Source organism: Micromonospora sp. NPDC049523 (assembly GCF_040676775.1).
GTDB lineage: Bacteria > Actinomycetota > Actinomycetes > Mycobacteriales > Micromonosporaceae > Micromonospora_G.
In genome coordinates, this window is record NZ_JBFAPP010000027.1 from 1 (window position 1) to 12681 (window position 12681).

Sequence of the window (12681 nt, forward strand, 5' to 3'; positions counted from 1 at the left end):
TCCACCCCCTCCGACACCAACCGCCACAAGTCATCCGCCGACCGCACCCCACCCGGAAAACGACACGCCATACCCACGATCACCACCGGATCGTCCGCCGTGGGCGCCGTACCCGGGGCTGGTGTACGCGTACCGCGCGCAGCGCTGGTCTGCGGCACGCCGGGAATCTGCGTGAGCAGGTACTCGGCCAACGCCCCGGGCGACGGGTAGTCGAACACCACCGTGGTCGGCAGCCGCAGTCCGGTGTCCGCGATCAGGCGGTTACGCAGGTCAACTCCGGCCAGCGAGTCGAAGCCCAGCTCGCGGAAGGCCCGGGCGGCGTCGATCACGGCTGGATCGGTGTGTCCCAGCGCGGCGGCGGCGCGAGTCCGCACCAGGTCCGACACCAGGGTTCGCCGCTCGTCGACGGTGAGCGAAGCCGCGTACCGGGCCCACGACACCTCGGTCGCGACCGGGACCGCCGGGCGGCGCGGCCGGGTGCGGACCAGTCCGCGCAGCGGCGGTGCCGGCAGGCGGTCGGGATCACGGCGGGACAGGTCCAACGCCGCCGCGACGACGAGCGGTCGATCCTGCCCACCGGCCGCGTCGAACAGGGCGATCGCCCGTTCCGGCGGCAGTCCGACGATGCCCGCCCGGCCCCACCGGGCCAATTCGCCCTCGCCCAGGTTGCTGCCCATGCCCGACGTACCGCCCCACAGACCCCAGGCGATCGAGGTGGCCGGCAGACCCCGGGCCCGGCGGTGCGCGGCGAGCGCATCCAGGAAGGTGTTGCCGGCGGCGTAGTTCGCCTGGCCGGCGGTGCCGACGATGCCCGAGACCGACGAGAACACGATGAACGCCGTCAGCGGTTGGTCGGCGGTCAGCCGGTGCAGGTGCCATGCCCCGTCCACCTTGGGCCGCAGTACGCCGTCCAGCCGCTCCGGGGTCAGCGAGGTCACGGTCGCGTCGTCGAGTACGCCCGCGGTGTGCACGACCGCCGTCAACGGATGCCGATCCGGCACCTGGGCGAGCAGGTCGGCCACCGTGTCGGCCTGCCCCACGTCCCCGCTGAGCACCGTCACCCGTGCCCCGGCCGCGCCGAGTTCGGCGGTCAGCGCGGCGGCGCCCGCGGCTCGGGGACCCTGCCGACTCACGAGCATGAGGTGCCTGACCCCGTGCCGCGCGACGAGGTGACGGGCGACCACCCCGCCCAGCCCACCGGTGCCTCCGGTGACCAGCACGGTGCCCTCGGGGTCGAGTACGAGGCCCGGATCGCCGTCGCCGTCCGGGCCGGGGCTGCCGACGCCGACCGGGGCGAGCCGGGGCACGTACCAGCGTCCGCCGCGGCGGGCGAGTTGCGGTTCACCGCTGGCGGTGGCGGCGCAGAGCAGGTCCTGCTCGCTGTCCGGGTCGAGATCGCCGTCGGCCGGGTCGAGGTCGACCAGCACCACCCGGTCCGGATGCTCGCTCTGCACCACCCGCAGCAGCCCCCAGACCGGGGCGTTCACCAGATCGTCGACCTGGTCACCGGGAAGCACGGCCAGCGCCCCGGTGGTCCGGAAGAGCAGGCGCGACTGCGCGAACCGCTCGTCGGCGAGCCACTCCTGCACGATCCGCAGCGCACGCCCGGTCGCCACCCGTGCCGCCGCCGCGGGATCCGTCCCGGTCGTCTCGGCCGGGGCCACCACGACAAGTTCGGCGGCCGTCGGGTCCGGCAGTTCCGCGTGTACGTCGAGCCGGCTGAGTACCCGGCCCGGTGGCGCGTCGACGAGTTGCCAGGCCAGCTCGAAGAGTTCGCCGCGCGGTTCGCCGGTGCCGGCGGTCAGGATGTCCCGGGCCACCGGGCGCAGGGTCAGCGACTCGATCCTGCCGACCGGTGCGCCCGCCAGGTCGGTCAGCACCACCGAGACGCTGTCCGGGCCGGTCGGGGAGAGTCGGGCGCGCAGACCGGTGGCGCCGGTGGCGTACAGCACCAGGCCGTTGACGGAGAACGGCAACCGGATCTGCTCCGGCGCCGCCGGGTCGGCCCGGTCCAGGACCAACGGGTGCAGTACGGCGTCGAGCAGCGCCGGGTGCAGGCCGAAGCCCGCCGCCCGGTCATGCTCCGCGTCGGGCAGGCGGACCTCCGCGTAAAGGTCGTCGCCGTCACGCCAGCTCGCCCGCAGCCCACGGAACGCCGGCCCGTACTCGTAACCGAGGACGGCGAGCCGGCGGTACACCTCGTCGACCCGCTCGACCACCGCCGGATCCTCCGGTGCCCCGGCGCCGACCTCGGCGTCCGGCGACTGCCGCCCGCTCGGCGCGGCGGTGAGCGCGCCGGTCGCGTGCCGGGTCCAGGTAGGGGTCCGGCCCGGTGCGTCCACGGTGGCGTACACGGCGAACGGCCGCCGGTCGGTGGCATCGGTCGGACCGACGGTGACCTGTATCCGAGCCTCGTGCCGCTGCGGCACCACCAGGGGTGCCTCCAGGGTCAGGTCGTCGACCCGGTCGAGGTCGACCCGGTCGCCGGCCGCGACGGCGAGTTCGAGGAAGGCGGTGGCGGGTACCAGGACGGCGCCGTTGACCACGTGGTCGGCCAGCCAGGGGTGGGCCGCCAGCGACAGGCCGCTGGTGAGGATCAGCTCGTCCCGCCCGGCCAACTCGACCGCGCTGGCGAGCAGGGGATGCCCGGTCGAGTCGGGCCGGGGTGTGCCGACGGGCGGCGACGACTGTGGCCGGAGCCAGAAGCGCTCGTGCTGGAACGGGTAGGTGGGCAGGTCGACGAGGCCCGCCCCGGGGAAGAACCGGGCGGCGTCCAACCGCGCGCCGTACGTGTAGGCCCGGGCCATCCCGGTGACCAGCTCGACGTCCTCGGCTCGGTCGGCCCGGCCCAACGCGACCACGGCCGCTTCCGCGCCGACCGCCTCCCGGGCCAGCGCGGTGAGCACCGCGTCCGGTCCCACCTCGACGAAGACGGTGGCACCCTGCCGTCGCAGGGCCCCCAACGCGTCGTGGAACCGCACGGTCGCGCGGATCTGGCGGGTCCAGTAGTCGGGCGAGCAGAGGTCCGCGACCGGTATCAGGTCCCCGGTGACCGTGGAGACGAGCGGGATCGTCGGCGTGCGGTAGGTCATGGTGACGGCCACGGCGCGGAACTCGTCCAGGATGCCGTCCATGTGCGGGGAGTGGAACGCGTGGCTCACCGCGAGTTGGCGGGTCCGTCGCCCACGGGTCCGCCAGGTCTCCACGAACTCGGCCGCGGCCTCCGCGTCCCCGGCGACGACCACCGACTCGGGCCCGTTGACCGCCGCGAGGGCGAGCGCGTCACCGTACGTGGCGAGCGCCTCCGACACCTCGGCCTCGCTCGCCTGTACGGCGATCATGGCGCCGTGTGCCGGTGCGGCCTGCATCAGCCGACCGCGTGCGGCGACCAGCTTGGCGGCGTCGGCGAGTGAGAAAACCCCGGCGACGTGTGCTGCGGCGAGCTCACCGATCGAGTGGCCGGCGAGCAGGTCCGGCGCCAGGCCGTACCGCTCGACCAGCCGGAAGAGCGCGACCTCGTACGCGAACAGCCCGGGCTGGGTGTACTCGGTCCGGTCCAGCAGGCGTGCTTCGGCGGTGCCCGGTTGCGCGAGCAGCACCTCCCGCAGTGGCCGGTCCAGGTGTCGGTCCAGTTCCGCGCAGGCGCTGTCGAACGCCTCGACGTAGGCCGGGAACGTCTCGTACAGCTGCGCGCCCATCCGAGGCCGCTGCGCGCCCTGGCCGGTGAACAGGAACGCCGTCGCACCGGCGTGGGTCGCCGTCCCGGTGGTCACCGTCGGCTCGTCGGCCCCGGCGGCCACGGCGGCCAGCCCGGTCCGCAGGTCGACGGTGGAGGTGCCGACCACCACCGCGCGGTACGGCAACGGCGTCCGGGCGGCCAGTGAGCGACCGAGGTCGGCCGGGGAGAGGTCGGGGTCGGCCGTGAGGAGGTCTACCAGTTGACCGGCTCGGGCCCGTAGCGCCGCCGTGCTGTGCGCGGTGAGCACCCACGGCACGATGCCGGGTTGCTCCGGACCGGCCGGCCGTGGCGCGGCCGGCGGCTCGCCCTGTTCGAGCACCAGGTGCGCGTTGGTGCCACTGATCCCGAAGGAGGAGACCGCGGCCCGGCGGGGTGCGCCGGTACGTGGCCACGGGCGCGACCGCGTCACCAGCGCCACGGCCTCGTCGGCCCATTCCACCTGCGGTGTCGGCTCGTCCACGTGCAGGGTCTGTGGCACCCAGCCGTGCGACATGGCCAGCACCATCTTGATCACGCCACCGACGCCGGCCGCCGCCTGGGCGTGGCCGATGTTCGACTTGAGCGAGCCGAGCAGGACCGGCCCACGGTCGGCCCGGTCCCGCCCGTAGGTGGCCAGGATGGCCTCGGCCTCGATCGGATCGCCCAGCGCGGTGCCGGTGCCGTGTGCCTCGACCACGTCGATCTCGGCCGGGCGGAGCCGGGCGTCGGCGAGCGCCGAACCGATCACCCGCTGCTGGGAGGACCCGTTCGGTGCGGTCAGCCCGTTGGAGGCGCCGTCGGAGTTGATCGCGGAGCCACGGATCACGGCGAGCACCCGCCGGCCGTGGCGTCGGGCGTCGGAGAGTCGTTCGAGCATCAGCAGCCCGACCCCCTCCGCCCACGCCGTGCCGTCCGCGCCCGCGGCGAACGACTTGCAGCGGGCGTCGGGGGAGAGCCCGCGTTGCCGGGAGAATTCGAGGAACATGCCGGGGGTGGACATGACGGTCACCCCACCGGCGATCGCGGCGGTGCACTCGCCGCCGCGCAGCGACCGCACGGCGAGATGCAGCGCCACCAGCGACGACGAGCAGGCCGTGTCCACGGTCACGGCGGGACCGACCAGCCCGAGCTGGTACGCGATCCGACCGGACATGACGCTCGCGGTGACGCCGGTGAGCACGTGCCCCTCGGACTGCTCCGGCGCGTGGTCCATCCGGGGCCCGTAGTCCCCGGCGGTGCCGCCGACGAACACCCCGGTACGCCCACCGGCCAGCGTCGCGGGGTCGATGCCGGCCCGCTCCACCGCCTCCCACGCGGTCTCCAGCAGTACCCGCTGCTGCGGGTCCATGGCGAGCGCCTCTCGTGGCGAGATTCCGAAGAATCCGGCGTCGAAGCCGCCCGCGTCGGTCAGGAAGCCGCCCTGGTCGACGTAGCTGCGGCCGGATCGGTCGGGGTCCGGGTCGTAGAGGTCGTCCGGCCAGCCCCGGTCGGTCGGAAACACCGAGATGGCGTCCCCACCGTCGGCGACCAACCGCCACAGGTCCTCCGGAGAACCCACCCCGCCCGGGTACCGGCAGGCCATCCCGACGATCGCGATCGGCTCGTCCGTCCCGCTCCCGGCGCCGACCGGTTGCTCCGGAGCGGACGCGCTTGCGGGCTCGTGGTCCGGTGCGGACCCGGGCCCGGCGGTGAGGACGGCTTCGAGGTGCCGGATCAGCGCGTTCGGGGTGGGATGGTCGAACAGCAGACCGCTGGGCAGGCTCAACCCGGTGGCACGGGACAGGTTGTCGCGCAGTTCGACCAACATCAGCGAGCTGAAACCCAGGTCCCGGAAGGGTAGGTGGCGTTCGACCCGGCCGGCGTCGGTGAGTCCGAGTACGGCGGCGACGTGCCCGGCGACCAGTACGCCTATCCCGCCGACGGAAACGGCCGGCCGTTCGACGGGGTCCACGGGGTCCACGGGAGCGGGCTGCTCGGGAGCGGGCTGCCGCGTTGGCCCGGTACCGTCGGGCTCTGCGACGGCCCGGCCGGTCACCCAGTACCGCTCCCGCTGGAAGGCGTACGTGGGCAGGTCGACCCGGTGGGCCCCGGTGCCCTGGTAGACCGTGGTCCAGTCCACTCCGACGCCGCGTACGTACAGCCGCGACAGGGCCTCCACCACGCCCGCCGGCTCCGGCCGATCGGCCCGTTGCAACGCCACGGCCTGCAGCAGGTCCGGATCGAGGCCGCTGTCCCCCACCATGGCGGCGCAGATCGCGTCCGGTCCCAGTTCCAGCAGGCTGCTGACGCCGGCACCGGCCATCGTGTGGACCGCGTCGAGGAAACGCACGGGTCGGCGTACCTGCTCGACCCAGTAGTCGGGCGAGCAGAGCTGGTCGGCCGTGGCGACCGTACCGGTCACGGTGGACACCACGGCGAGTTCCGGTGCCCGCAACGTCAGCCGGCCGAGCACCTCGCGGAACTCGGCCAGCATGCCGTCCATCTGGTACGAGTGGAAGGCGTGGCTGACCGTCAACCGCCTGGTCCGGTGCCCCTGCGAGCGCAGGATGTCGGCGACGGCGCTCACCTCGTCCAGGTCACCGGAGAGGACCACCGAGGACCGGCCGTTCACCGCGGCGAGGTCCACCCGGCCCGACCCCCGGTCGAGCAGCGGCAGCACCTCGTGCTCCGACGCCCCGACCGCGATCATCGCCCCGCCCGGAGGTAGTGCCTGCATCAGCCGGCCCCGGGCGGCCACCAGCGCGCACGCGTCGGGCAGCGACAGCACGCCGGCCACGTGCGCCGCGGTCACCTCGCCGATCGAGTGCCCGGCGAGCAGGTCGGGGCGGAGCCCGCAGGCGTACGCGAGGCGGAACATCGCCACCTCGACGGCGAACAGGGCGGGTTGGGTGTACCGCGTCTCGTCGAGGTGCTCGCCGGTGTCGATCACCTCGCGCAGTGGACGGGGCAGCAGCGGGTCGAGGTGTGCGCACACCTCGTCGAACGCCTCGGCGAAGACCGGGAACCGGGACCGCAGCTGTGCCCCCATGCCCGTCCGCTGCGCCCCCTGGCCGGTGAACAGGATGCCGAGCCCGCCGGCCCGCGCGACTCCGGACAGCACGGTGGCGGCTGGACGGTCGGCCGTCACCGAGGTCAGCCCGGTGGCCAGGGTTTCCCGGTCGGCGGCGAGCACCACCGCCCGGTACTCGAACGCGGACCGGCTCGACGCCTGGGACCAGCCGATGTCGCGTACCGCTGCGGTGGTGTCGGCGACGACCAGGTCACGCAGCCGGTCGGCCTGGTCGCGCAGGGCGGGCCGGTTGCGGCCGGACACGGGTACGGGGAGCAGTTCGTCCGTTGCCGCGACCGGACCGTGCCCGGTCGGTGCGTGTCCGGCCCGCAGCAGCTTCCCCGGCGCCTCGGAGAGTACGACGTGGCAGTTGGTCCCGCCCATGCCGAAGGAGCTGACCCCGGCGACCAGTGGCCGGTCCGGTGACGGCCAGCTCCCGAACTCGGTACGCACCGACAGGTTGAGCCTGTCCAGCGGGATCGACGGGTTGGGGGTGGCGAAGTTGAGGCTGGGCGGCAGTTCCCGGTGCCAGATGCTCAGCACCACCTTGACCAGGCCGACCAGACCGGCCGCCCCCTCCAGGTGCCCGATGTTCGTCTTGGTCGAACCGACCTGCAGCGGCGGGAGGTCCGTGGGGCGGACCGTACCGAGCGCCGCGCCGAGCGCCGTCGCCTCGATCGGGTCGCCGACCGGAGTGCCGGTGCCGTGCAACTCGACGTACTGGACCGTGGACGGGTCGATGCCGGCACGCTGGTACGCCGAACGGACCACCTGCTCCTGCGCCTGTGCGCTGGGCACGGTCAGCCCGTTCGTCGCACCGTCGTTGTTCACCGCCCCGCCCCTGATCAGCGCGTACACCCGGTCGCCGTCGGCAAGCGCCCGGCCCAGCCGCTTGAGTACGACCACCGCCGCGCCCTCGCCACGCACGTACCCGTTGGCCCGGGCGTCGAAGGTGTAGCAGCGACCGTCCGGCGACAGCCCGCCGAAGCGCTGCGCCCCGAGCGCCCCCTCGGCGAGGATGTTCAGGTTGACCCCGGCGGCGATCGCCGCCGTCGCCTCCCCCCGGTGCAGGCTTTCGCAGGCCAGGCTGACCGCGACCAGCGAGGACGACTGCGCGGTGTCGACGGTGAGACTGGGTCCCGTGAGGCCGAGGGTGTAGGAGATCCGGTTGGCGATGATGCCCCGGTGTACCCCCGTGTTGGTGTGCTCGGTGACGGCCGCCGCACCGCGACCGAACTGCAGGCTGGCGTAGTCGTCGCGCAGGGCGCCGACGAACACCGCGGTCGGACTGCCGGCGAGGTCGGCCGGGATGATCGCGGCGTCCTCCAGTGCCTCCCAGGCGAGTTCGAGCAGCAGCCGCTGTTGTGGGTCGGTGCTGACCGCCGCCCGTGGTGAGATGCCGAAGAACGCCGGGTCGAAGTCGCCGACCCGGTCCAGGAAGGCGCCCCACCGCGCACCGTCTTCGGCGCGGACGTCCGCCGAGATCGACTCCCAGCGCTCCGGTGGCACCTCGACAATGGTGTCCCGACCGGCGCGGAGCAGTTGCCAGTACGCGGCCGGATCAGGCGCTCCGGGTAGCCGGCAGGAGATGCCAACCACGGCGATCGGTTCCTCGCCGGCCCCGTCCAGGACGTCGACCGGCTGACCCTGCCTATTCGTCATCGCACTCGACTGCCCTTCGTGGTGCGCACCTGAGCGTTATCGAGATTCATTCCTATCAGTGATCACAGTGAATGTTCTGTCCACGTAGTCACGCGCCGGTCGTTATCCGCTCTCGGTCGCGGAAAGGGAGTGGAATTACCAACGCATGACCGGGTGTCCGGCCGCGGCCGCATATCCTCCGAAACGTCACGGCGCGTAACGCGCGTAACGCGGTACTCATTGCCGTCTCGGCCCGCGTTTCCCGGCACCAGGAACAGGATTGGTTCGCCATGACCACAGAAGTTCAGGACCTCACGCCCACCGACGACGCCACCAAGATGACCGAGCTGTACGTACGCGCGATGAATTCCGGAGACATCGAGGCGGTGATGCGGCTCTACACCGACGAGGCCGTCTCGGTCTGGAACCCGGACGAGCCAATCACTGGCCAGGCACACCGGGACAGTGTGGTCGAGTTCATGGCCCAGCAGCCGGTCATGCGGGCGCAGGTGCGGGAGTCCTATGTCACCAACGACGCCGCGTTGCTGGTCGTGGACTGGAGCATCGACATCACCGGCGCCGACGGAACGCCCGAGCACCTCACCGGGGTCGGCCTCGACGTGCTGCGCCGCGGCACGGACGGTCGGTGGCGCTACGCCATCGACAACCCCTTCGGCGGGAACTCCTGACCGGGTCGACCCCGACAGCACGCGGGGCACGCGCCCGTCGACCCGGTCTGCCGGTCACCTCGCGGGACGGTCGCCCCAACCGACGAACTCATCCGAGGAAGGGACGACATGGCACCGACCACCGACGAACGGGAACCCGACCCCGAACTGGCCGAGGCGTACCTGCGCGGGCTGCTGTCCACCCTCGGCCTCGACGTCGAGTACGTCCGGGCCGAGGGAAACACCCTGTACTACCGGGGCGGGGCCGGGCAGGAGGTGCCGGTCGTCGACTTCGTCGGCGGCTACGGCTCCCTCATCTTCGGCCACAACCACCCCGAACTCGTGTCGTACGCCCGGGAACTGCTCGACCAGCAGATCCCGATCCACGCCCAGTTCTCGTACCACCCGTACGCCAACCAGCTCGCCGGTGCGTTGAACCGGATCATCTGGCGCGAGTTCGGCACCGACGACCGGTACTCGGCCATCTTCGCCAACACCGGCGCGGAGGCGGTCGAGACGGCGATGAAGCACGCCGAGATGGACCGCCGGATCCGGCTCGCCGAACTCGAGGCCGAACTCGACGCGCGGGTGGCCGCGGTGGTGGATGCGGTACGGGAAGGCTCGGCGGTCCTCACGGACGACCTGGCCGACCGGCTCGACGGGTACGCCGCCACCACCGGCTCGGATGTCGACGGCCTGGTCGCAGCGCTGGCCCGGTACAACCGTGAACGGCTCGACCAACCGCCGGTCTTCTTCACCCTGGAGGGCTCGTTCCACGGCAAGCTGGCCGGGAGTGTGCAGCTCACCCACAATCCGGGGTACCGAGCACCGTTCGAGCGGCTGGCTGCGCAGGCCCGCTTCGTCCCGGTCGACCAGCCGGGCGCGGTCGGCAAACTCGTCGACGACGAACGGCTGACGGTCCTGGAACCGGTGCTCGACTCCGGGGTGGTCCGGCTGGCCGAGCGGGAGGTGCCCCGGATCGCGGGCTTCTTCGTCGAGCCGATCCAGGGTGAGGGCGGGATCCACGTCCTGGGTCCGGAGATGGCGCAGGAGGTGCGGGCGGCGGCCGACGCGGCCGGGTTCCCGGTCATCGTCGACGAGATCCAGAGTGGCGTCGGTCGGTCCGGCGCGTTCTTCGCCAGTTCCCTGGTCGGTCTGCGCGGCGACTACTACGTGCTGGCCAAGAGCCTGGGCGGTGGACTGGCGAAATCCTCGGTGCTGCTGGTGCGCGCGGATCGCTACCGTACGGACTTCGAACTGCTGCACAGTTCCACCTTCGCCAAGGACGCGTACTCCTGCCACCTCGGCATGCGGGTGCTGCGGATGCTGGAGGCGGAACAGGGTCGGGCGTACCGGCTCGCGCAGGAACGGGGCGCGGCGCTGCTGGCGGCGTTGGTCGCGGTCCGCGACGACTTTCCGGACGTGGTCAAGGAAGCGCGCGGCCGGGGCCTGATGCTCGGTCTGGAGTTCCACGACCTGACCGGGGCGACCGGGCCGATCCTGCGGGAGAACGCGAACAACGGTCTGATCGGGTACCTGCTCGCGGGATACCTGCTGCGCGAGCACCGGATCCGGATCTTCCCGACCGCCAGCGCCGCACACACCCTGCGGCTGGAGCCGTCGGTCGAGTTGACCGACGGGGAGATCGAGCAGCTTCAGGCCGGGCTTCGGGATCTCTGCGCGATCCTGCGCGAGCAGGACGAGGCACGCCTGCTGCCGAGCTGACCCGGGTACGACCAACGGCCGCCGACCTCTTGTCCGGCGGCCGTTGTCGTGCCGCCTGACGTCGGCGACCCGGCGGGGCGACGTGCTTCGCCGGGCCGGGGTGGGCGCCGGGTGTGCGAAGGGTCGGCCCGTTCAGAGCGGGACGTTGCCGTGCTTGCGGTTGCTCGCCGGGGTGCGCTTGTCGCGCAGCACGCCCAGTCCGCGGATCAACGCCACCCGGGTACGGGCCGGGTCGATCACGTCGTCGACCAATCCCCGTTCGGCGGCGAAGTACGGGTGCATCAGCTCCTCGGAGTACGCCTCGATCAGCTTCGATCGCAGGTCGCCCGGGTCGTCGGCGGCTGCCAGCTCACGGCGGTGGACGATATTGACGGCACCCTCGGCACCCATCACCGCGATCTCGTTGGTCGGCCAGGCCAGCGACAGGTCGCAGCCGATCGACCGCGAGTCCATCACGATGTACGCGCCGCCGTAGGCCTTCCGGAGAATGACCTGGATCCGGGGAACGGACGCCTCGCAGTAGGCGTACAGCAGTTTGGCGCCGTGCCGGATCGCGCCCTCGTACTCCTGTTTGGTGCCGGGCAGGAAACCCGGCACGTCGACCAGGGTCACCAGCGGGATGCTGAACGCGTCGCAGAAGCGGACGAAACGCGCCGCCTTCTGGGATGCGACGGTGTCCAGGACCCCGGCGAGCACCATCGGCTGATTCGCCACCAGTCCGACCACCTCGCCGCCGATCCGGCCCAGGGCGCAGAGGACGTTCGGCGCCCAGGCCTCGTGGATCTCGATGAAGTCGCCCTCGTCCACCACCTCGCCGATGACCGCACGCATGTCGTACGGGCGGTTCGGCTCGACCGGGACGATGTCCGCCAACGCCGGGCGGTCGTCGCTGTCGGTTGGCGGGTGGGCCGGCGGGGCCGGTTCCAGGTTGTTGCCGGGGAGCAGGGAGATCAGGTAGCGCAGGTCCGCGAAGCAGCTTTCCTCGTCGTCGTGGACGAACGACGCCACCCCGGACCGCCCGCCGTGTACGTCCGCGCCACCGAGTTCGGTGTGGCTGACCCGTTCGCCACTGACCGCGGCAACCACGTCCGGTCCGGTCAGGTACATCTGCGCCGGTCCCCGGACCATGAACGTGAAGTCGGCCAGGGCGTTGGAGTAGGCGGCACCGCCGGCGCAGGGTCCGAGCACGACCGAGATCTGCGGTACGACCCCGGACGCCTGCACCTGCCGGCGGAAGATGCCGCCGTACCCGTCGAGGGCCATCACGCCCTCCTGGATCCGGGCGCCTCCGCTGTCGTTGAGCCCGATGATCGGCGCTCCGGTGGCCAGCGCGAGGTCCATCACCTTGTGGATCTTCGCTGCGTGGGCGGCGCCCAGCGATCCACCGGCGATCGTGAAGTCCTGGGCGTAGACGAACACCCGGCGGCCGTCGATGGTGCCCGAGCCGGCCACGACGCCGTCGGTGTGGGGGCTGGCGCCACCCGCGGCCATGGTGCCGTGCTGGCGTCGGTAGATGTCGAACTCGGTGAAGGAATCCTCGTCCAGCAGCAGGTCGAGCCGCTCACGGGCGGTTTTCTTGCCCAGTGCGTGCTGCCGGTCGACCGCCTCACGACGGCCTGCGACGATGCCCCGCCGCAGTTCGTCGCGGCGCTCCCGCAGCAGACGCATCGACCGGGGCGGTATCTCGGCCCGATCCTCGCGGTCGCGCGGTGCGGCCTGTTCCGGCCGGCCGCCGTTACCGTTCGTCGGCGCGGCGCCGAACGGCACCGGGCGGGTGTCCGTCTCCGAGATGCTCATCGTCACCCTTCGCTCGTGCCTGCGTGGCGGTGCTCGGGCCGCGCCCGGTACGGGCCGCCGGGCGGGGTCGGGTCAGGTGGCGA

4 protein-coding genes are annotated in these 12681 nt (G+C 72.4%); 2 read left to right on the plus strand and 2 right to left on the minus strand.

Annotated features, from left to right (window positions below):
* Positions 1–8429: type I polyketide synthase (locus tag AB0J90_RS30535; protein ID WP_363601759.1), on the minus strand; the 8429-nt coding region annotated here is incomplete at its 3' end.
* Positions 8430–8698: 269 nt separating this feature from the next.
* Here AB0J90_RS30535 and AB0J90_RS30540 point away from each other — a divergent pair.
* Complete coding sequence (locus AB0J90_RS30540) at positions 8699–9097, plus strand: DUF4440 domain-containing protein (RefSeq protein ID WP_363601761.1); 399 nt, start codon at positions 8699–8701, stop codon at positions 9095–9097.
* Between the two features lie 108 nt (positions 9098–9205).
* The gene (locus tag AB0J90_RS30545) at positions 9206–10801 is read left to right on the plus strand and encodes an aminotransferase class III-fold pyridoxal phosphate-dependent enzyme (RefSeq protein ID WP_363601763.1); all 1596 of its coding nucleotides are present in this window, start codon (positions 9206–9208) and stop codon (positions 10799–10801) included.
* Positions 10802–10933: 132 nt separating this feature from the next.
* Here the strand turns inward: AB0J90_RS30545 and AB0J90_RS30550 are convergent, their stop codons facing one another.
* Positions 10934–12598, minus strand: coding sequence for an acyl-CoA carboxylase subunit beta (locus tag AB0J90_RS30550; RefSeq protein WP_363601765.1), 1665 nt, complete (start codon positions 12596–12598; stop codon positions 10934–10936).
* Positions 12599–12681: the final 83 nt, after the last annotated feature.

Coding starts and splice junctions, on each gene's coding strand:
- AB0J90_RS30550 (WP_363601765.1), bottom strand. CDS start 12,598: ATGAGCATCTCGGAGACGGACACCCGCCCGGTGCCGTTCGGCGCCGCG.
- AB0J90_RS30540 (WP_363601761.1), top strand. CDS start 8,699: ATGACCACAGAAGTTCAGGACCTCACGCCCACCGACGACGCCACCAAG.
- AB0J90_RS30545 (WP_363601763.1), top strand. CDS start 9,206: ATGGCACCGACCACCGACGAACGGGAACCCGACCCCGAACTGGCCGAG.